Here is a 19,354-nt window from a genome sequence, read left to right on the forward strand (position 1 = left end):
GCGCTGGCGGTGCACAAGCAGATGGGCTGGGACACGTCGAAGGTGAACGTGAACGGCGGGGCGATCGCGATCGGTCATCCGATCGGCGCGTCGGGCTGCCGGATCCTGGTGACGCTGCTGCACGAGATGGTCAAGCGCGATGCGAAGCGCGGGCTGGCGTCGCTGTGCATCGGCGGCGGGATGGGCGTCGCGCTCGCGGTCGAGCGCGTCTGAGCGGGGTGACTGCACGGTTCGCTTGCGGCGCGGGGCGGCGCCGCGGGTGAGCCGGGCGGTTTTTGCGCAAGACAGGCAATCGACAATACGCGCGAGGTACCGGTGCGTGCCGCACCCGCGATGCGGGCGGATGCACATCGAAGCGGCGGGGCGGCAGCATGTGCGATGCCGTTGCCCGGCCTTTCATCGATCACTTTTTTGTCGGTAATTAATAGGATGACTAAGCGAATTGCAGTTGTGACGGGTGGGATGGGCGGCCTCGGCGAAGCGGTCAGCATCCGGTTGAACGATGCGGGTCACCGGGTAGTCGTCACGTATTCGCCGAACAACGCCAACGCGGACCGCTGGCTGACCGAGATGCATGCGGCCGGCCGAGCGTTCCATGCGTACCCGGTGGACGTGGCCGATCACGACTCGTGCCGGCAATGCATCGAGAAGATCGTGCGGGATGTCGGCCCGGTCGACATTCTCGTGAACAACGCAGGCATCACGCGCGACATGACGCTGCGCAAGCTCGACAAGGTCAACTGGGACGCGGTGATCCGCACGAACCTCGACTCCGTGTTCAACATGACGAAGCCGGTGTGCGACGGCATGGTCGAGCGCGGCTGGGGCCGTATCGTCAACATTTCGTCGGTGAACGGCTCGAAGGGGTCGGTCGGCCAGACCAACTACGCGGCCGCGAAAGCCGGCATGCACGGCTTCACGAAATCGCTCGCGCTCGAGGTCGCGCGCAAGGGCGTGACGGTGAACACGGTGTCGCCGGGCTATCTCGCGACGAAGATGGTCACCGCGATCCCGCAGGACATCCTCGACACGAAGATCCTCCCGCAGATTCCGGCGGGTCGGCTCGGCAAGCCCGAGGAAGTCGCGGCGCTGGTGGCCTATCTGTGCTCGGAGGAGGCCGGCTTCGTGACGGGCTCGAACATCGCGATCAACGGCGGTCAGCACATGCACTGACGCGCGGCGGCCCGCACGGCGTTCGAAGCCGTGCAGGCCGCGTTTCCCACTATCCCGCGCCGGAGCGGCGGCAGGCGCGCCGCTTCGGCCTCGCATTCCGGAGAACGCATGGGCGACACCTGGATGGGACTCGTGATCGGCGGGGCGGCGCTGGCCGTCGCGCTGGCGATGGCGATCTCGCTCTACTGGCTCGAGCGGCGCCGCGCGCGGCTGCTGCGGAACTTCGATCATCGCGATTGCTGGCTGGTCGCGTACGGCAAGTGCTTCGCGCGCAGGCCGGCGAGGCCGCTACGGCGCATGCGCGGCGCCCGCTGACGGCGGCGCCGGCGCGTTGCGATCGGCGAGCGACCGATGAGTGGTCGAGTCCCGCGCGCATGCCTTCGGCAACGCGCGCGGGACGCGCGATCAGTCGTGCTTCTGGCTTTTTCCCGCCGACTCGCCCGAATCGTTCTTGTGGAAGATCCGCTTCGTCGTGCGCTTGGTGGCTTCCCAGCCTTCGCGCGACGCATGGGCGACGCCGTGCCCGACCGCCTTCGCGGCGCTCGCGGTCGCGTGGCCGAAGCTGCGCGCCGCGTCGCCGGTCTTGTGCGCGGCTTCCTTCGAATCGCGCTTGATGTCCTGCTTCACTTCCGACATGTCCGCGTGCGCGAGCGGGCTGAGCAGCGCCGAAACGAGCGCGGCGCCAATGAACTGACGAACTTTCACGACCGGTTTCCTTGAGGTAGGCCTCTTCATCGAGGATTCGTGTGGCCGGCAGGCGCCGGTTGAAACGCGCCGGCGGCCGATGCGTCGAGCATCACCGCCGCGCGGCCGGACAGCAGCACGCGCTCGCCGCAGCGCAGCGCGAAGCCGTACAGTACCGAGCGGCCGTCGCCGCTCACGCGTTGCGCGTCGACGGTGAGCGGCTGCTCGAAGGTGTCGAGCCGGTCGACGAACGCGTCGACGTTGCGCACGCTCGCGAGATAGCCGACGCGCGGGCGCGCTTCGTGCGCGCCGAGCAGCGCGCCGTGCACGGCCATCGCCTGCGCGGCATATTCGATGCCGCAGACCGACGCGAGCCGCCCGTGCGCGCGCAGCGGGTTGTGCGGGTCGCGGTGGCTCGTCGCGGTGCAGCGGATTCGTTCGGTATCCCACGCATCGACCGAATCGAGCACGCACATCGTGCCGGCATGCGGAATGTGCGCGGCAATCCACGCATGGTCGAGCGGTGAGGTCAAGACGGCCGTTGCGATCATGGCGCGTGCTCCGCGACGGGTTTGGGCATCGCGACGTCGACCTGCACGCGCGTATCGGCCAGATAGTCGAGCACGACGCGCGTCGAACGCCGCGCGGCGAGCGCATCGAGCAGCGGCAGCACGCGGGCGGCCGGATTGCCGGCGCGCAGTGCGTCGAGTCCGGCATCGGCGAGCGTTGTCGCGGGTGCATCGGTGAGCTGCACGTCGATGCGGGCGAGCGTGCGCTCGCTTGCTTGCGGCGAGAGCACGAGCGCGACGCCGAACGCGTCGTCGATCGGCCGCACCGTGCGCAGCGGTTCCGGATAGTCGGTGTCGTACGCGATCAGCAGGCTCGGCACGCGATCGACGACGACCTGGCACAGGCTTTCGAGCAGGCCGGCGGCAAAGCTGCCGTCGTGCGCACACAGTACGTTCGACGTCGCCGTCGCGCGGGTCGCGATGCTCCAGTAGCCGGCCGGGGCATTGTGCACCGAGTTGTGGAAGCGGGTCGGCGACAACTGGCGATCGTCGCCGGCCAGCGTTTCGCAGATCGCGTGGCAGTTCTGGCCGTCGCCGCCGGATGCGCTGAATACGGTCGCGAGCGTCGCGGCGTCGCGGCCGCTCGCCGCCACCGCTTCGTGGCCGACCGCGAGCGCGGCGCGCACGACGGGACCCGTGCGCCGCCGTTCGGCGGACGGCAGGCCGGCCGGCGGCGGCAGCTCGGTGCGGGCGGGCGCGTAGGGCGCGCGGCCTGCGAGCACGTCGGCCGCGTGCGGCCAGTCGTTCAATCCCGGCCCGACGAGGCCGATGCTTTCGATGAAGGCGGTCAGGGTCATGGCGGGCCTCAACGGCGGGCGTGATCGGCGCGGCCGAGGATCAGGCTGCAGTTCGTGCCGCCGAAGCCGAACGAGTTGGAGAGGACGGCGCGTACGCGCGTGTCGCGGCTCGCGAGCACGTAATCGGCTGCGAGCGCCGGGTCGGGCTGCGTCGTGTTGACGCCGGCCGGCACGAACTGCTCGCGCAGCGCGAGCGCGGCGACGATCGCCTCCAGCGCGCCGGCCGCGCCGAGCGTGTGGCCGGTCGCGCCCTTCGTCGAGCTGCACGGCGTGCGGGCGAACAGCGCGCCGACCGCGCGGCTTTCCGCTGCATCGTTGCTCGGCGTCGCGGTGCCGTGCAGGTTCACGTAGTCGATATCGTGCGCGCCGAGGCCGGCGGACGCGAGCGCCTGCTCGATCGCGGCGCGCGCGCCGCGCCCTTCCGGATGCGGCGACGACATGTGGTGCGCGTCGCTCGTTTCGCCGACGCCGAGCAGCAGGATCGCGTCGCCGTCCAGCGCGGCGGGCGGCGCAGAGGCGCGCTCGACGAGCGCGAACGCGGCGGCCTCGCCGATCGAGATGCCGTCGCGGGCGACGTCGAACGGCCGGCACGGCCGGCGCGACAGCAGTTCGAGCGAATTGAAGCCGTACAGCGTGGTCAGGCACAGCGAATCGACGCCGCCGACGACGGCCGCGTCGATCAGCCCGGCCTCGATCATGCGGCGCGCGGAGCCGAATACCTTCGCGCCCGACGAGCACGCGGACGAGATCGCCATCGCCGGCCCGCGCAGCGCGAAATACGCTCGCACGAACGCGGCCGGCGAATACGGGTTGTGCGTGTGTGCGTAGCGGAAGTCGGCCGGCAGCGCGCCGCTCGCCGGGTCGCGGCGCCGGTACGCGCGTTCGGTTTCGAGGATGCCGGCCGTGCTCGTGCCGACGAACACGCCGACGCGTGCGGGGCCGTAGCGCGCGACGGCCGCCGCGACGCGGGCGTCGAAGCCGTCCTGCGTCAGGCCGAGTTGCGCGAGGCGGTTGTTGCGGCATTCGAAGTCGGCGAGATCGGCGCGCACGGGGTGCGCATCGACGCCGTCCACCGCGCCGATCCACGTGTCGAGGTCCGCACGCTCGAAGTTGCACGGCACGAGCCCGCCGCGGGCGTGGCGCAGCGCATCGAGGGTCGCGTCGAGGCCGCGGCCGATGCAACTGGTGGCGGTGAAGTGCGAGAGCAGGAGAGGTTTCACGAGGGTCGCTTCCGGTGGCCGGAACGGGCGCTGCAGCAGGGCTGGCGGGCGCGTCGTTCGAGGTCAGATTTTATCAAACGGGGGTGCCGGAACGCCCGGCTGGCCGGACGGTTCGGGCGCGAGCGCCGCGCGCAAGGTGGTCCAGTGCAACTGCGCATCGGCGGCCGCGCGCAGCACTTCGCGCAGCACGTCGAGCACGACCGGTTCGTCGCGCGCATCGCGCGCCGCATGACCGTCGTGGACCAGCAGGATGTCGCGCGCATCGAGGCCGTGCAGCAGGCGGCGCGTGACGGTCGCGGCGTTGCGGGCGCGCGTGTCGAAGCCGCGTCGCGTCCAGCTCGCGAGTTGCAGGCCGAGTTCGCACAGCACCGGTTCGAGAAACGGATTGCGCAGGCCGGCCGGCGCGCGGAAGAACAGCGGACGCGTGCCGGCGATGTCGGTCAGCGTCTGCTGCGCGGCCGCGATTTCGCGTCGCAGCGCGGCCGGCCCCGATAGCGAGAACGTATGGCTGTGCCGCTGGCTGTGGTTCTCGACCGCATGGCCGCGCGCGACGATCGCTTCGACCCAGCGCGGATGGCGGCGCGCGAGATCGCCGATGCAGAAGAACGTCGCGCGCGCGTCGTAACGGTCGAGCAGGTCGAGCACGCGCGGCGTGACGTCCGGGTCCGGGCCGTCGTCGATCGTTAGCGCGATGCGGCGGCCCGCGCCGGGCGGCAGGCGCGTCCAGTTCGGACCGAGCAGCGTGCTGCGCGGCCACAGGCCGGCCGCGGTCAGCGCGAGATGCGACGCGACCACGCCGCCGACGGCCCACGGCCACGTGGCCGGTTGCGCGATCGCGGCGGCGGCAGCGCCCGCATGCAGCGCGGCGGCGCCCGCGATCAGCGGCGTGGGTTTCCAGCGCCGCGCGGCGCCGGCGTGGTGCGGCGGAGTCGACGACGGCGCATTCATGCGCGGCCTCCTCGTTCACGATGGCCGACCGCCGGTGCGGCGCGCGGCGCGAGAATCGCCGCGAACGCGAGCGCGAGCATCGCGCCGGGGCCGACGGTCAGCCCGAAGGTTTCGAGCAGCGGCACGCGCGACAGCGCGAGCAGCCCGAAGCCGGCGACCGTCGCGAGGTTCGCGATCAGCAGCGACACCAGTGTGTACGGCATGACGGGCTGCGTGTCGTCGCGCCGGCAGAAGAACAGCGCGTAGTTCGAGCCGACCGCGACGATCAACAGCATCCCGACGAGGTGCAGGATCGTCAGCTGTACGCCGGCGAGCGCGAAGCCGGCCGTCACGACCAGCACGGCCGCGACGAGCGGCGCGAGGGCGCGCACCGCACGGCGCGGCGAGCGCAGCGCGATCAGCAGCAGCACGGCGATCGCGGCGAACCCGGCGAGCGACAAGCGGATGTCTTCGTGCACATAGCTCACGTACAGCCGATCGGCTTCGGTTTTCATGTCGACGAACAGCGCATCGGCCACGCCCGCGCGCGCGACGGCGGCGCGAATCGGCGCGGCATCGAGGCTCGACGCCGGCTGCGCGGTGCGGGCCGCGTCCGGCGCATGCAGCGGCAGCATCGCGCTCCAGCGGCCGTCGCGTTCGGTCAGCAGCGCATCGACGGCGAGCGCCATCGACGTGCCGCGCAGGTCCGCGCGCGTCAGCAGCGGTGCGTGACGCGCGGCGTCGACGTCGGCGAGGAACGGCGCGAACAGGTCGGGCTTGACCGCGATCGGCTGGTGCGCGACGGCGTCGCGCATCCGTGCGGCAAGCGCGTCCGCATCCGGCAGGCTCGCCCGGCGCGCGCGTTGCGCGGCGTCGCTCGGCAGGTAGCGGGCGGGGTTTTCGAAACCGCCGAGCGCGCCGCGGTCGACGAGCGGCTGCAATTGCGCGGCGACTTTTTCCGCGCCTTCGAGTGCGGCCTGTTCGGTCGGCGCGGCAATCACGACGAGATAGCGCACGTCGGGCGCGCCGACATCCGCGCGCAGCCGTGCGTCGAGCGCTTGCGCTGCCGCCGGCACGGGGCTGAGCGCGGCGAGTTCGCGGCTCCACAGGTCGTCGCGATGCAGCACGAGGGTCGCGCATGCGGCGACCACGAGCACCGCGAGCGGCCAGCGCAGCCGCGGCGCGGCGTCGGCCGCGCGCGCGAGTACGGCGCCGATGCGCGAGACGTCGCGGATCGCGCCATGCTCGCCGCGCAGGTGCGGCAGCACGAAGCGCGTGACGAGCGCGGCGGCCGTCAGCCCGACGATCGAATAGAGCCCGAGTTGCACGAGGCCCGGGAATCCGGAAAACAGCATCGACGCGAATCCGCACACCGACGTCAGCACGCCGAGCCGGATCGTCGGCCAGTACGCGGCGACCCAAGCGCGCGTCGCGTCGGCCGGGCGCGCGGCGGCGCCGCGCGTGCCGGCTTGCGCCGATTGCACGAACAGGTAGATCGAATAGTCGACGGCTTCGCCGATCAGCGTCGTACCGAACCCGAGCGTCAGCCCGTGGACCGTGCCGAACGCGACGCCGACCGCCGCGATTCCGGCCGCGACGCCCGTCAGCACCGGCAGCAGGCCGAGCGCGAGCGTGCGCGGCGAACGGTACAGCGTGAGCAGCAGCGCGACGATCAGCACGACGCTTGCCGTCGACAGCCGCTCGACGTCGTGCCGGATCGTGTCGCGCGTGTCGACCGAGAACACGCCGGGGCCCGTCATGGCGAGCGTGGTTGCCGCTGCATTCGGGATGGCCCGTTTCGCGGCGGCGAACGCGCGACGCACCGTGTCGATCGCGCGTGCCTGCGCATCGGTATCGGAGCCGGCGGCGGCCGTCTGCACGACGAGCACCGCGCGCGTGCCGTCGCGCGACGCCCACACGCCGTCGCGGCTCGCCGGTTCGGCTGCGCGGTCGAGGCCGTCGACGAGCGCGGCGACTTCGCCGGTCGGGTCGCGCGGCAGCATCGCTTTCGCGACGAGGCCGGCCGACGAACTCAAAAGGTCGAGGCTGTCGCCGAGCGCCCGGTGCAGGCCGTCGGCGCTGAAGCGCTGCGGCGTGACGGCCGGGCTCAGCAGATAGCGGTGATCGAAGATGAATTGCCGGTCGCGCGCGTCGTTCGCGGCTGCGCCGTTGTGCACGGCCGCGAACTGCGGATCGGCGCGCAGCGTGCCGGCGACGCGCCGCGACAGCGCGGCGCGCGTGCTTGCATCGCCGCCGTCGATCGCGACGAGGATCAGGCGCGACACGATGCCGTCGCGCAACTGGTCGACGAGCACGCGTTGCCCGGCGCTCGGCGCATTCGGCAGGAACGCGGACAGGTCGGCCGTGAAGTGCGCGCGCCCGATCGCGACGCCGCACACGGCGAGCGCGAGCAGCCACACGAGCACCGCGCGCTGCCGCCACACGGGCAGGCGGCGCGCGACGGGGGAGGGGCGCGTGCGATCGTCCATCAGTTCGCGTTCGCCGCAACGGGGTGCAGGCGCATCACCGAACGATCGCCGTCGGCCTGCCGGATCGCGACGCTGCGCAACACGTCGCGCGTGCCGTCGAGCGTGATCGTGCTGACGACCTTCAGCATCCGCGAGTCGAGCGGCGTGAGCGTCAGCGTCCAGTCGTCGCCGCGTCCGGAAAGGGCGACCTTGTACACCTGCTCGAGCGCGAAGCGGTTGCCGGCGAGCGTCGCGCGGATGCTGTCGATGAACGCGCCGAGCTCCGGATAGCGCGCGAGCGCGAGCGTGTACTTGCGGTTGTTGCGCTCGACGGTGAGCATGTCGCCGTCGACGACGAGGTGTTCCGGCTTCGGGCTCAGCGTGTGTTTTTCCAGGTGGTCGGGCGCGACGAACACCAGCTCGCCCGACGATTCGATCGGCTGCGCGGCGATCGACAGGGTCTTCGTCTCGGTGAAGGTCGCGCGGCCCGACTTGTGCTGCGCGAGCGTCGACATCAGCCGGTCGAGGCTCCACGCCGGTCCGGCGTCGGCCGCGTGCGCGGGCGCGGCCAGCGCAATGGCGGCGGCGCCGGTGGCGAGCACGCGGGCGACGCGGGGCAACGAGAACGGGAACGGGCGGCGGCGAACGGCGGTCATGCGTCGGAATCCCTCGTGGCGGGCAGCTCGGCGCCGGTGCGCACCACGTCGCGGCGCGCGGCCGCGGCATCGCCGCCTTGCCAGAAATCGAAATAGTTGAACCAGTTGTACGGCGCCATGCGGCAGTACTTGTCGAGAAGCGCGACGTAGCGCGCGAGTGCCGCGTCGACCGCGGCCGCACGCGCGTCGCGCCGCACGTCGGAGAAATCGGCGAGCGTCTCGAAATGCACGTCGTAGCGATTGCCGTCGCGATAAAGGCCCGTCATGAAGATCACCGGGCGCTTCAGCATCGCAGCCATGTAAAGCGGGCCGAGCGGGAACGCGGCCGGCGCGCCGAGCAGCGGCAGGCGTCGCAGCGACGCGGCCGCGTCGTCGAGCAGCGTGCGGTCGGCGAGCATGCCGACCATGCAGTTTGCGTCGAGGCGCTCGCGCACCTTCAGCATCGAGTCGACCTGCCCGAGCGGAATCACTTCCGGCTGCGCGGCCGGGTTTACCGCGGCGAGCGTCGCGTTGATCTTGCGCGCGTTCTTCTCGTACATCGTGACGACCACGCGCAGGTCCGGATGCGTGCGGCCGATCGCACGCACGACCTCGAAGCTGCCGAGGTGCGCGCCCATCAGGAATGCGCCGCGCCCGCCCGCGAGCGCGTCGTCGACGAGCGTCTCGCCGTGCAGCCGGATGTCGAACAGGTCGAAGCGCCCGTTCATCAGGTAGATGCGATCGTGGATCGTCGCCGCGAACGTGAACACGTGCCGGTACACGTCGCGCCAGCGCGCGGGGCGGCCGAGCACGCGGCGCAGGTAGTCGCGCGACGCCGCGCACGCGACCGGCGAGAACAGCACGAAATACGTCGCAATCAGGTGCAGGACGATGCGCGCGCGCTGCCGGCCGAAGCGCAGCGATATCCACGTCATCGCGCGCAGCAAGCTCGCGTTGCTGCGCTCCTGGCGCTCGGCCCATGCGGTGCGCTTCATGGCTGCGCGCCGTCCTGCGCGGGCGGCGGTGCGGACAGCGCGCCGGTCGCGACCTCGCGCGACCCAGCGCGCACCGTGAAGCGGATCGCGCCGCTGGCAGCAGCGTCGTACGCGAGCGCGAGCGGTTCGCCGGGCGCGACCGGGCTCAGGAATTTCGCGGACCCGAGCCGCCACGCATGCAGCGGACGGTTCAGCGCCGCGCCGATCGTGTGGATCGCGTGATCGAGCAGCACGACGCCCGGCACGACCGGATGGCCGGGGAAGTGGCCGGGCAGCGCGGGATGGTCGGCGGCGATCGTGAACGCGAGCGCGGGCGCGTCGGCCGGTTCGCGCTTGGCCGGCGGCGCGGCCGGCGTGCCCGCGGCACGCGCATGTTGCGCAACGAGCGCGGCCAGTACGTCGCGCGGCAGCTTGCCCGTTTCATTGCGCGGCAGCGCATCGACGAACACGAGCGGGCGCGGCATGAACGCGGGATCGATCCGCTCGCGCAGCGCGCGTTGCAGATCGGTGGCCGCGAGCGTCGGCGCGACGACCAGCGCGACGAGGCGCGTGACCGGCTTGAGGGCGGTGTCGCCCTGTGCGGGCGCGGCTTCGTCGGGCATGAAGAACACGCCGTCGACCACTTGGGGAATCGCGTTGAGCTGATGGTTCAGGTACGCGAGCGACGTACGCTTGCCGGCGATGTTGACGAGATCGGCCTTGCGGCCGTGCAGCAGGAACCGGCCGTCGCCGAGCAATTCGAGCGCATCGCCCATCGGCACGGGCGCCTCGACGTGTCCGCCCGACACCCAGACCGTCGGCCCGCCGTCGTCGCCGTCCGGGGCGTCGCGGGCGTCGAGCCGGATGTCCGGGAACAGTTCCCACGCCGCGCCTTGCGACGTGCGACGGGTCGCGATCTGCCCGGTCTCGGTGCTGCCGTAGATCTCGACGAGCGGTGCGTCGAGCGCGGCCTCGGCCTCGCACGCGAGCTTCTCCGACAGCGGCGCGGTGGCCGACAGCACCAGCGCCGCGCGTGGCAGCGCATGGCCGGCCGACAGCAGCGCACGCAGGTGGATCGGCGACGTGACGAGCACGCGCGGCTGCGGGATCGCGTCGAGTTCGTCGCGAATGTCGCTCGGGTAGAACGGCTGGCGATTGCTGAATGCGAGGCCGCCGATCAGCGCGAGCAGCACCGTCGATTCGAAGCCGTACATGTGCTGCGCGGGCACCGTGCCGATCAGCGTGGCCGGGCGGCCATCGAGCAGCCCGAGGCGATCGGCCGCCGCATGCACACAGCCGACCAGGAAGCCCCAGGTCTTGCGGTGCGGCACCGGCGCGCCGGTCGAGCCGGACGTGAACACGTAGGCCATGATCCGCGCCGCATCGATCTGCGGGACGGCGAACGGCGCGTCGCTCGCGAGTTCGCCGGGCGCGGCATCGGGATACGCGAAGCGCGGCAGGTCGATCGTGCAATCGGGCGCATCGTGCAGGCAGAACGCGTCGGGCGCGAACGACGCGAGCTGGCGGACCATTTCCGGCGTGTGCGTCGACGGCAGCAGGCTGATCTTGCCGGCGACGAGCGCTGCGCACAGGCTGACCGCGAAGCGATAGCGGTCGCGGCACACGTTGAACACATGGCCGCCCGCGGGCAGCGCGGCGGCTACGCGCGCGACGTCGGCGACGAATGCGCGCACGGTGACGGGCGAGCCGTCGCGCCAGGCGATCGTCTGGTCGGGCGAGGCATGGAATACCAGCGGGTGAGTCGGCATAAATCGGTCAAGACGGGAACGAAGGCCGCGCGGCCGTAGGGGCGCGCCGGTCATGAATTCATCGCGAGGCCTGCGACGCGTGGGCGGACGCGCGATACGCGCGCACCGCGTCGATCATGCGCGGCCGCGGCTCGTGCGGCAGCGCGACACGCCGGCACGCATGCTCGGCGGCGAACATCACGGCGACGAGCGGCAGCGACAGGTAGTTCGCGAAGGTCGACCACGTGACGATCGACGCGGTCGCGAACAGCAGCGTCGACACGGCGGCGATCGCGACGAAGAACACCGTCCATGCGAGCGTGATCTGCCGCGTGTAGCGCGCGACGGCCGGCGTGACCGTACCGTGGATCATCGCCGCGAAGCGCGTGCACAGCGGCACGTCGCCGGTCGCGAGCGTGCGGCCGAACAGCAGCGCCATCGCGACGTTGAAGCTCACGTGTTCCAGATACAGGCCCCATTCGAAGTGCCGCGCGAGCGGGGCGCGCGCGGCCCACAGCGCGGCGGCGGCCAGCAGCCATGCCGGCACGAGCCAGGCGCGCCGCGGCGAGCGCAACGCCACGCCGAGCGCGAGCAGCAGCGGCGGCACGAGCGCCATCGCGAGGCCGAAGCCGTGCGCGCCGGGCGTTGCGCTCGCGTAATGCGCGCCGGCCTGGTAGGCAGCCACGGCGCCGACCGCCGCGACGCCGCGCACGACGGGCAGCAGCCGGCTCATCGGCGGCCTCCGGGCGCGCGGCGCGTACACCGGCCGGCAGCCGGGTTGCAGCGGCTGACGGGCGGGCGAACCGGAACGGAGCGCAAGGGCGGACGCGGTATCACTGGAGACATCGGATCGTGGACGGAACGCGCGGGCGGGCCGTCGAAACATCATATGAATGGCGGCCGGGACGCGGGTCCGGGCCGGTGGTCGGGACGCTCATTTTAGGGCCGCGGCAGCGCGGGTTCGGGGCGGCCGCGAGCGGGTTTTGTAACCGATTGTATGGCACCGGACGAACGATTTTGCGGGGTCGGTCCATTTCCGTCCAAAGCGGCTCAAGCGTCTCGTGCATTCGCGTCCGAAACGGGCTGCCGCGGCGGCTCGCCAGTCTTGTAACCATTCGCGGTATACGGCCCGATACCCTTCGTCTAGAATCCGCGTAACTTTTACAAACGATCCCCAAACGACGCAGGCGGGGAAGCCGGCAGAGGCCGGAGGGACGGAGATTCGCACGCGCCGGGCGTGCACGACGGCTTGCCGTTTCCGGGCGCCTCCCGCTGCCGTGGGCCGCCTGCACGCACGCATGATGAACGCACTGGAACAAGAGCTCGCCACGCTGATCATCGGCGAACTGAATCTCGAAGACGTCCCGCTCGACACGGTGACGGCCGATACCCCGCTGTATGGCGAAGGTTTCGGGCTCGATTCCATCGACATCCTGGAAATCGCGCTGCTGATTTCGAAGAAATACGGCTTCGAACTGCGCTCGGACAATCCGGACAACCAGACGATCTTCGCGACGCTCGGTGCGCTGGCTGCCTACGTCGCCGCGCATCGCACGAAGTGACGGCGTCGCGCACGGGCGTCGCGCACGGGCGCGGCGCAACGGTGAAGACGGCATGCGGCGGCGCGCGAAGGACGATGCGCGGCCGCGTCGATCGAGGTGACAACGCGATGAACGGAGCCATTCGATGCGGGCGCTCGTGACGGGCGGCAGCGGCGCACTCGGGCAGGCGATCTGCACGGCGCTCGCGCAAGCCGGCCATGAAGTATGGGTGCATGCGAACCGCCATCTCGCGCAGGCGCAGGCCGTCGCGCAGCAGATCGTCGCGGCCGGCGGCGCCGCGCACGCGATCGCGTTCGACGTGACCGACGCCGATGCGACGCTCGCCGCGCTGCGGCCGTTCATCGACGATGCGCCGGTGCAGATCCTCGTCAACAACGCGGGCATTCACGACGACGCGCCGATGGCTGGCATGTCGCGCCAGCAATGGCACGGCGTGATCGACGTGACGCTCAACGGCTTTTTCAACGTCACGCAGCCGCTGCTGCTGCCGATGATCCGCACGCGGCGCGGACGGATCGTCAACATCGCATCGGTGGCCGGCGTGACCGGCAATCGCGGGCAGGCCAACTACGCGGCCGCGAAGGCGGGGCTGATCGGCGCGACGAAGTCGCTGTCGCTGGAGCTCGCGTCGCGCGGCATCACCGTGAACGCGGTGGCGCCCGGCATCATCGCGTCGCCGATGGCCGAACAGGCGTTTCCCGCCGAACGCATCAAGCAGCTCGTGCCCGCGCAACGCGCGGGCCGGCCCGACGAAGTCGCGGCGATGGTCGCGTATCTGGTGTCCGACGCCGCGGCCTATGTGACGGGGCAGGTGTTGTCCGTCAACGGCGGGCTCGCATGACGAAGCGCGCCGCGTTGGCCTGACGTCACGCAACGCGGTGCAAGGCCGCGGTGTCGGGCGGCCAGCGTCATCTAGTGAGGAAATCGAAGTGTCCGTGCATCCAGTCCACGCCGAACGGCGCCCGTGTTCCCCGTTGCCTGCCGCCGCGCCGTTCGCGCACGGCGACGGCCGCGCGCTGCGGCTCGTCCGGATGAGCCACGCGCGGCTCGTCGCGCTGCTGCACGATGCGCACCGCGGTGGCGACGGACTCGAGCGCGTGTTTCCCGGCGCACTGGGCGCGGTGTGCATCGGCGCAGCGGGAACGCCGGACGAAGCGCGCGCGCAGACGATGGCGCGGATGCTGACCGATGCCGCGCCCGGCCTGCCGGTCGCGCCGGTGCAGATGGCGCTGCTCGGCGCCGAGGTCGCACCGGGCGATGCCGTCTGCGAACTGTGGCAATGCGATGCGCACGACCTGCGCAGCGAGCGGCGCGGTGCGCTGTGCTATCGCCACAGCGAAGCCGCGGGGCTCGTGTTCGGCAGCCTCGTCGTGCACGAGGCCGATGCCGCATGCGACGCACCGCGCGACGGCGGCACGCCGCTCGAACGCGCGACGTTCGACGCGTACCGCGCGCTGTTCGACCTGCTCGATACGCTCGGCATGCCGCATCCGCTGCGGATCTGGAATACCGTGCCGGCAATCAATGCGGTGCAGTACGGGATCGAGCGCTATCGTCAGTTCAACATCGGCCGTCAGCGTGCGTTCGACGCGTGCCGTCGTGCCTTGACGGGCGGCGTGCCGGCCGCGTGCGCGCTCGGCTCGGTCGTGCCGGTCGCGGGTGACGCGTCGCCGGCCGCGCCGCTCGCGATCTACTTCCTCGCGAGCCGAACGCCGGCCGATTCCGTCGAGAATCCGCGCCAGGTGAGCGCGTATCACTATCCGGCGCAGTACGGCCCGCGTGCGCCGACGTTCGCGCGCGCCGCTGCGTGGGCGGACGGCGAGGCGGCGCCGGTGCTGTTCGTATCGGGCACCGCGAGCATCGTCGGGCACCGCACCGTGCATCGCGGCGACGTCGTCGCGCAGACGCGCGAGACGGTCGCGAACCTCGCGGCGGTGCTCGAGCAGGCCGCGCGGCAGGGGCACGGCCCGTTCTCGCTCGCCGACCTGAGCTATCGCGTCTACGTGCGCGACGCCGGCGATACCGCGACGCTGGCCGCGATCGGGCAAGTGCTGCGCGAGGCGGCCGGTTCTCACGTGCGGCCGCTGTTCGTTCACGCGGACGTGTGCCGCGACGACCTGCTGGTCGAGATCGAAGCCAGCGCCGGCCATGCCGTGGAGTGGCTGTCATGAAGCGCGAGAGCCTCGCGATCCGGCAGCCGGCGCGGCATGCGGCCGGGGTCGACGACGCGTGCCGACGGTCGTCGGCACGTCATACACTTTTGTCAGGATCCCCGTCTTCGCCCTCGGCTGTTCCCATGTCCAAGCTGCACGCGTCGTCCACTCATCTCGTCCTGATTCCCAGCTACAACCCGGGCGCCAAGGTCGACACGACCGTGCGCCAGGCACGCGAGCAGTGGAATCCGGTGTGGGTCGTCGTCGACGGCAGCACTGACGGCAGCGCCGAACGGCTGCAGGCGATGGCCGAGCGCGATCCCGGCTTGCGCGTGATCGTGCTGCCGGAGAATCGCGGCAAGGGCGCCGCGGTGCTCGCGGGGCTCGACGCGGCCGCCGCGAGCGGCTTCACGCACGTGCTGACGATGGATTCCGACGGCCAGCATCCGGCCGACCTGATTCCCGCTTTCATGGCGGCATCGCAGGCCGCGCCCGACGCGATGGTGCTCGGCGTGCCGAAGTTCGATGCGAGCGCGCCGCAGTTGCGCGTGCAGGGGCGCCGGCTGTCGAACGCGTGGGCCGACCTGGAGACGCTGTGGGCCGGGATCGGCGATTCGCTGTACGGCTTTCGGGTCTATCCGGTCGCGCCGCTGGCGGCGATCATGCGGCGCCAGCCGTGGATGCGCGGCTTCGACTTCGATCCCGAAGCGGCCGTGCGGCTGTGCTGGGCCGGCGTGCGCCCGATCCGCATCGACGCGCCGGTGCGCTATTTCGGCCGCCACGAAGGCGGCGTGTCGCACTTTCACTACGGCCGCGACAACGCGCTGCTCGCGTGGATGCACTTGCGTCTTTTCACCGGCTTCGCGATGCGGCTGCCGATGCTGGTCGCGCGCCGTTTGACGCGGCGCCGCGATCAGACGGCCTGAGCGCAGGCCCGCCCGTTTTTCTTTCCGTTCGCCGCCCCGGCGTGCGGCGATTGCCGCGCTTTTGTCGTCGATATGGCGCCGGATCGGCGCGCCGTTTCAATCCGCTGCGTAATCAACGTGTCATCTAGTGTAAACATCTGGTAATTTTCTGCCGGATTATGCAAAATCGCCGCTCCCAAATACAACTATCGAGGGATTCCGGGATGCAACTCAAGAAAGCGGTGGCGGCGTGTGGCGTGGCGTTTCTGTTGAGCGCATGCGGCGGGGTACAGAACCTTGACGCGAACAGCCTGACGTCGGCGGGGACCAACCTGTTCAAGGCAGCGACGCTGTCGGACAGCGACATCGCGGCGCTGTCGAACGAATCGTGCAAGTCGAGCGACGCCGAATCGAAGATCGCACCGCCGAACAGCGCATACGCGAAGCGTCTGACGAAGGTGATGAAGGGCTTCGGCGACATGACGCTGAACGGCCAGAAAATCAACTACAAGGTCTATCTGACCAAGGACGTCAACGCATGGGCGATGGGCAACGGCTGCGTGCGCGTGTACAGCGGCCTGATGGACATGATGAACGACGACGAGCTGCGCGGCGTGATCGGCCATGAAATGGGCCACGTCGCACTCGGCCACTCGAAGAAGGCGATGCAGACGGCATACGCGGTGAGCGCGGCGCGCAGCGCGGCCGGCGCCGCGTCGCCGGGCGTGGCGGCGCTGTCGAGCTCGCAGCTCGGCGACATCACCGAGAAGTTCATCAACGCGCAGTTCTCGCAGTCGCAGGAAAGCGCGGCCGACGATTACTCGTTCGACCTGATGAAGCAGAAGGGCATGAGCCAGAAGGGCCTCGTCACCGGCTTCCAGAAGCTCGCGCAGATGGACGGCGGCCAGAGCTCGATGATGAGCTCGCATCCATCGTCGGCGAGCCGTGCGCAGCACATCCAGGATCGCATCGCAAAAGGCAGTTGATCCCGCAACCGATTGCGCAACCGATCCCGCGGCCGATTGCGCAACGGATCGCCGGTCGTCGACGCAGGCGATCGGCACGCCAAATGAAAAACCCACGCTCGTCCGGGCGTGGTTTTTTTGTTTTTTCGGCGTGCACGTTGCCGCTTGCAGCACCATCCACGCGCGGTCGAACGACGACGCGTCCGTCGAGGCCGCGACCGACGCGAAGCTGCACGAGGCGATCGCGCTCGCGTCGCCCCAATACGATGTTTCTGCATCTGCACACGAGCGTGGTCGGGATGTTGCGCGAGCACATCTCGATCAACGTGGCCGGGATGACGATGGGGGACGAGCAGGCATCCGAGTTGCTGTTGTTGCAGCACCGGGCCGTGTGCGACGCGATTTGCGCGCACCGCGATGCAGACGCATATCGACTACGTGCGCAGCCATTTCGAGCGCAGCGGCGAGATGGCTTGAGATTGATCGGACCGGCGGGCGCGCCGGCCTGCGCGGTGGTGGGCGGGCGTCACGAGTCGCCCGGCAGTGCGGGTGGCGGCTGCGCGGCCCGGCCTGCGCGGCCCGGCCTACGCGGCCCGGCCTGCGCGGCCCGGCCCAATTGACCGGTTCGTCGGGCGCCCACTAGAATCGACCGGAACCGCCTGTCAGCCGCGCGCCGCGGCGATGATGTGCCCATTGATCCGACTGTCGAGGAAGCTTCCGTGCTCACATCCTTGATCCGGCGCGCATCGGCCGCGCCGTCGTGGCGCGCCGCATGCCGCCAGGCCCGCGCGCTGATCGTCTGCGCGCTGCTGCCGCTCGCTGCGTGCGCGACGCATCCGCCCGCCACTTCGCTCGATCGTCCCGTCTCCCACGCGTTGTCGGCCGATACCGCGACGCCGCTGCGCGATGCGCTGGCCGCGCCGGCAGCCGCGCATCCGGCGCAGTCGGGCTTCCGGCTGCTGGCCGACGGCGCCACCGCGTTGCAGATGCGCATCGCGCTCGCGCGTGCGGCGACGAAGACGCTCGACATGCAGTACTACATCGCGACCGAGGATACGACCGGCAAGCTGCTGCTTGCCGCGGCGCTGTACGCGGCCGATCGCGGCGTGCGCGTGCGGATGCTGGTCGACGACCTGAACTTCGACGATATCGATCGCGTGATGGCCGCGCTGAACACGCACCCGAACATCGAGATCCGCGTGTTCAACCCGTTCGGCGCATCGCAGCGCGGCGTGATGGAGCGCACGGCCAACTTCTTCACGCGGATCGACAGCTTCACGCGCCGGATGCACAACAAGGCGATGATCGCCGACAACCAGCTCGCGATCATCGGCGGCCGCAATCTCGGCGACGAATACTTCAGTGCGAGCCCGACGCTGCAGTTCCGCGATCTCGACGTGCTGGCGGCCGGCCCCGTGACGCACGACATCTCGAAGAGCTTCGACGACTACTGGGCGAGCGCGAGCAGCTATCCGTTGCGTGCCCTCAATCATCAGACGTTCGATCCGAAGGATCTCGACGCGATGCGCGACGAGCTGCGCGACCACTGGCGCAAGAATGCCGATCCGTACAACGCGAAGCCGCTGAACGCGACGCCGCTTGCACGACAGATCGCGCGCGACGAACTCGAACTCGTGTGGGCGCCGGCCGAATTCAAGGTCGACGCGCCGACCAAGGTCGCGCAGCCGACCGGCACGTACGTGAGCCCGCCGATGCAGCGCCTGGCCGAGCTGACGCGCGGCGCACAGAAGGAATTCCTCGCGTTTTCGCCGTACTTCGTGCCGCACGACGTTGGCGTGAAAATCCTCGGCGACACGGTCGCGCGCGGCGTGCGCGTCGCGATCGTGACGAATTCGCTCGCGGCGACCGACGCGGTCGCGGTGCAGGCCGGCTATGCGCCGTATCGCGTGCCGTTGTTGCAGCGCGGCGTCGAGCTGTACGAATTCAAGTCGCAGCCGGACCAGCAGCCCGCGCGGCTGTTCGGCTCGCGCTCGCGCGCGAGCCTGCATGCGAAGGCGTACGTGATCGACCGGCAGATTCTCGTGATCGGCTCGCTGAACCTCGACCCGCGTTCCGCGCACCTGAACACCGAACTCGCGCTCGTGATCCACAGCCCGGTGCTCGCGCAGCAGGCCGCGGCGATCTTCGCGCGCGTGACGCAGCCGGACGAAAGCTACCGCGTCACGCTCGCGACGCGGGCGGACGGCAGCCCGCCCGCGCTCGAATGGACGGGCACCGAAGGCGGTCGCACCACCACCTATCACGTCGACCCGCATGCCGGGCTGCTGCGCAACATGATGACGGGCATCTTCACGCTGCTGCCGGTCGACGACCAGTTGTAAGGGCGAAAACGGCTCCGGCAAAACCCGCGATACCGGTGTGCGGGGAAAGGTGATATGGTTGTGCACGCAACGATGTGCATATCGTGAAGGGCGCCGCGGAACCCGTCGCATAATGCGGGCCGGAACGACGCCGAACGACGTACCGCCGCACGTGCGCGATACGCACCGCGCGCGGCGCCGGCGGACGATGGACGATGCGCACCGCCACTCGCCCGGGGCCGCGCGCCCCTCG

At 70.5% G+C, this 19,354-nt stretch carries 18 protein-coding genes and 2 pseudogenes; 10 read left to right on the plus strand and 10 right to left on the minus strand.

The window, feature by feature from the left end; all coding sequences use genetic code 11:
- From WT97_RS05005 to WT97_RS05015, 3 genes and pseudogenes are all read left to right on the plus strand, one after another.
- Positions 1-213, plus strand: a pseudogene (locus WT97_RS05005) (acetyl-CoA C-acetyltransferase); the annotation flags it as partial.
- A 216-nt stretch (positions 214-429) separates the two neighbouring features.
- On the plus strand, positions 430-1,173 hold the full coding sequence (phbB, locus tag WT97_RS05010) for an acetoacetyl-CoA reductase (RefSeq protein ID WP_059504379.1): 744 nt from the start codon (positions 430-432) through the stop codon (positions 1,171-1,173).
- A gap of 108 nt (positions 1,174-1,281) precedes the next feature.
- Positions 1,282-1,488 carry a hypothetical protein gene (locus WT97_RS05015; RefSeq protein WP_034208396.1) on the plus strand — a complete coding sequence of 69 codons (207 nt, stop codon included), beginning with the start codon at positions 1,282-1,284 and terminating at the stop codon, positions 1,486-1,488.
- Between the two features lie 90 nt (positions 1,489-1,578).
- Here the strand turns inward: WT97_RS05015 and WT97_RS05020 are convergent, their stop codons facing one another.
- The 10 genes from WT97_RS05020 to WT97_RS05065 all read right to left on the minus strand — a co-directional run bounded on the left by WT97_RS05020 (position 1,579) and on the right by WT97_RS05065 (position 11,928).
- Positions 1,579-1,908, minus strand: a complete 330-nt coding sequence (locus tag WT97_RS05020) for a hypothetical protein (RefSeq protein ID WP_059789096.1) — start codon at positions 1,906-1,908, stop codon at positions 1,579-1,581.
- Entirely contained in the window at positions 1,905-2,408 is a 504-nt protein-coding gene (locus WT97_RS05025) for a hotdog family protein (RefSeq protein ID WP_059789095.1), read from the minus strand. Before WT97_RS05025 ends, WT97_RS05020 begins: the two co-directional genes overlap by 4 nt.
- Positions 2,405-3,223 carry a beta-ketoacyl synthase chain length factor gene (locus WT97_RS05030; RefSeq protein WP_059789094.1) on the minus strand — a complete coding sequence of 273 codons (819 nt, stop codon included), beginning with the start codon at positions 3,221-3,223 and terminating at the stop codon, positions 2,405-2,407. The genes WT97_RS05025 and WT97_RS05030 overlap by 4 nt, the downstream gene beginning before the upstream one ends.
- Positions 3,224-3,231: 8 nt before the next feature.
- Complete coding sequence (locus WT97_RS05035; RefSeq protein WP_059789093.1) at positions 3,232-4,443, minus strand: beta-ketoacyl-[acyl-carrier-protein] synthase family protein; 1,212 nt, start codon at positions 4,441-4,443, stop codon at positions 3,232-3,234.
- 63 nt (positions 4,444-4,506) lie between these two features.
- Entirely contained in the window at positions 4,507-5,391 is an 885-nt protein-coding gene (locus tag WT97_RS05040) for a polysaccharide deacetylase family protein (protein ID WP_059789092.1), read from the minus strand.
- A complete protein-coding gene (locus tag WT97_RS05045; RefSeq protein ID WP_060353082.1) occupies positions 5,388-7,859 on the minus strand; it encodes an MMPL family transporter in 2,472 nt (823 codons plus the stop codon). Before WT97_RS05045 ends, WT97_RS05040 begins: the two co-directional genes overlap by 4 nt.
- Positions 7,859-8,494 (minus strand): outer membrane lipoprotein carrier protein LolA, encoded by a 636-nt coding sequence (locus WT97_RS05050; RefSeq protein ID WP_059504395.1) that lies wholly within the window; start codon positions 8,492-8,494, stop codon positions 7,859-7,861. Before WT97_RS05050 ends, WT97_RS05045 begins: the two co-directional genes overlap by 1 nt.
- Entirely contained in the window at positions 8,491-9,468 is a 978-nt protein-coding gene (locus WT97_RS05055; protein WP_060353083.1) for an acyl-CoA synthetase, read from the minus strand. The genes WT97_RS05050 and WT97_RS05055 overlap by 4 nt, the downstream gene beginning before the upstream one ends.
- Positions 9,465-11,216 carry an acyl-CoA synthetase family protein gene (locus WT97_RS05060; protein WP_060353084.1) on the minus strand — a complete coding sequence of 584 codons (1,752 nt, stop codon included), beginning with the start codon at positions 11,214-11,216 and terminating at the stop codon, positions 9,465-9,467. The genes WT97_RS05055 and WT97_RS05060 overlap by 4 nt, the downstream gene beginning before the upstream one ends.
- Positions 11,217-11,274: 58 nt before the next feature.
- On the minus strand, positions 11,275-11,928 hold the full coding sequence (locus WT97_RS05065; protein ID WP_060353085.1) for a hypothetical protein: 654 nt from the start codon (positions 11,926-11,928) through the stop codon (positions 11,275-11,277).
- A gap of 544 nt (positions 11,929-12,472) precedes the next feature.
- On the opposite strand from WT97_RS05065, the gene WT97_RS05070 reads away from it, so the two are divergent.
- The 7 genes and pseudogenes from WT97_RS05070 to WT97_RS05100 all read left to right on the plus strand — a co-directional run bounded on the left by WT97_RS05070 (position 12,473) and on the right by WT97_RS05100 (position 19,122).
- Positions 12,473-12,757: a phosphopantetheine-binding protein gene (locus WT97_RS05070; protein WP_011546210.1), complete on the plus strand. Its 285-nt coding sequence runs from the start codon at positions 12,473-12,475 to the stop codon at positions 12,755-12,757.
- 124 nt (positions 12,758-12,881) lie between these two features.
- A complete protein-coding gene (gene fabG / locus WT97_RS05075; RefSeq protein WP_059504402.1) occupies positions 12,882-13,598 on the plus strand; it encodes a 3-oxoacyl-ACP reductase FabG in 717 nt (238 codons plus the stop codon).
- A 37-nt stretch (positions 13,599-13,635) separates the two neighbouring features.
- Complete coding sequence (locus tag WT97_RS05080) at positions 13,636-14,928, plus strand: hypothetical protein (RefSeq protein WP_059504404.1); 1,293 nt, start codon at positions 13,636-13,638, stop codon at positions 14,926-14,928.
- Between the two features lie 125 nt (positions 14,929-15,053).
- A complete protein-coding gene (locus tag WT97_RS05085; protein WP_034208384.1) occupies positions 15,054-15,836 on the plus strand; it encodes a glycosyltransferase family 2 protein in 783 nt (260 codons plus the stop codon).
- 203 nt (positions 15,837-16,039) lie between these two features.
- A complete protein-coding gene (locus tag WT97_RS05090) occupies positions 16,040-16,801 on the plus strand; it encodes a M48 family metalloprotease (protein ID WP_059789085.1) in 762 nt (253 codons plus the stop codon).
- 160 nt (positions 16,802-16,961) lie between these two features.
- A pseudogene (locus WT97_RS05095) lies at positions 16,962-17,257 on the plus strand (GntR family transcriptional regulator); the annotation flags it as partial.
- Between the two features lie 242 nt (positions 17,258-17,499).
- A complete protein-coding gene (locus tag WT97_RS05100) occupies positions 17,500-19,122 on the plus strand; it encodes a phospholipase D family protein (protein ID WP_060353086.1) in 1,623 nt (540 codons plus the stop codon).
- The last annotated feature ends 232 nt before the right edge of the window (positions 19,123-19,354 follow it).

Origin of the sequence: Burkholderia sp. MSMB1459WGS (assembly GCF_001534535.1) — a bacterium.
In the GTDB taxonomy this organism is placed as follows: Bacteria; Pseudomonadota; Gammaproteobacteria; order Burkholderiales; family Burkholderiaceae; genus Burkholderia.

What these genes read in the sequence shown, in the direction of transcription:
- WT97_RS05030 (WP_059789094.1), bottom strand. Translation starts at nt 3,223, where the DNA reads ATGACCCTGACCGCCTTCATCGAAAGCATCGGCCTCGTCGGGCCGGGA.
- WT97_RS05040 (WP_059789092.1), bottom strand. Translation starts at nt 5,391, where the DNA reads ATGAATGCGCCGTCGTCGACTCCGCCGCACCACGCCGGCGCCGCGCGG.
- WT97_RS05060 (WP_060353084.1), bottom strand. Translation starts at nt 11,216, where the DNA reads ATGCCGACTCACCCGCTGGTATTCCATGCCTCGCCCGACCAGACGATC.
- WT97_RS05020 (WP_059789096.1), bottom strand. Translation starts at nt 1,908, where the DNA reads ATGAAGAGGCCTACCTCAAGGAAACCGGTCGTGAAAGTTCGTCAGTTC.
- WT97_RS05025 (WP_059789095.1), bottom strand. Translation starts at nt 2,408, where the DNA reads ATGATCGCAACGGCCGTCTTGACCTCACCGCTCGACCATGCGTGGATT.
- phbB (WP_059504379.1), top strand. Translation starts at nt 430, where the DNA reads ATGACTAAGCGAATTGCAGTTGTGACGGGTGGGATGGGCGGCCTCGGC.
- WT97_RS05055 (WP_060353083.1), bottom strand. Translation starts at nt 9,468, where the DNA reads ATGAAGCGCACCGCATGGGCCGAGCGCCAGGAGCGCAGCAACGCGAGC.
- WT97_RS05050 (WP_059504395.1), bottom strand. Translation starts at nt 8,494, where the DNA reads ATGACCGCCGTTCGCCGCCGCCCGTTCCCGTTCTCGTTGCCCCGCGTC.
- fabG (WP_059504402.1), top strand. Translation starts at nt 12,882, where the DNA reads ATGCGGGCGCTCGTGACGGGCGGCAGCGGCGCACTCGGGCAGGCGATC.
- WT97_RS05045 (WP_060353082.1), bottom strand. Translation starts at nt 7,859, where the DNA reads ATGGACGATCGCACGCGCCCCTCCCCCGTCGCGCGCCGCCTGCCCGTG.
- WT97_RS05065 (WP_060353085.1), bottom strand. Translation starts at nt 11,928, where the DNA reads ATGAGCCGGCTGCTGCCCGTCGTGCGCGGCGTCGCGGCGGTCGGCGCC.
- WT97_RS05015 (WP_034208396.1), top strand. Translation starts at nt 1,282, where the DNA reads ATGGGCGACACCTGGATGGGACTCGTGATCGGCGGGGCGGCGCTGGCC.
- WT97_RS05090 (WP_059789085.1), top strand. Translation starts at nt 16,040, where the DNA reads ATGCAACTCAAGAAAGCGGTGGCGGCGTGTGGCGTGGCGTTTCTGTTG.
- WT97_RS05085 (WP_034208384.1), top strand. Translation starts at nt 15,054, where the DNA reads ATGTCCAAGCTGCACGCGTCGTCCACTCATCTCGTCCTGATTCCCAGC.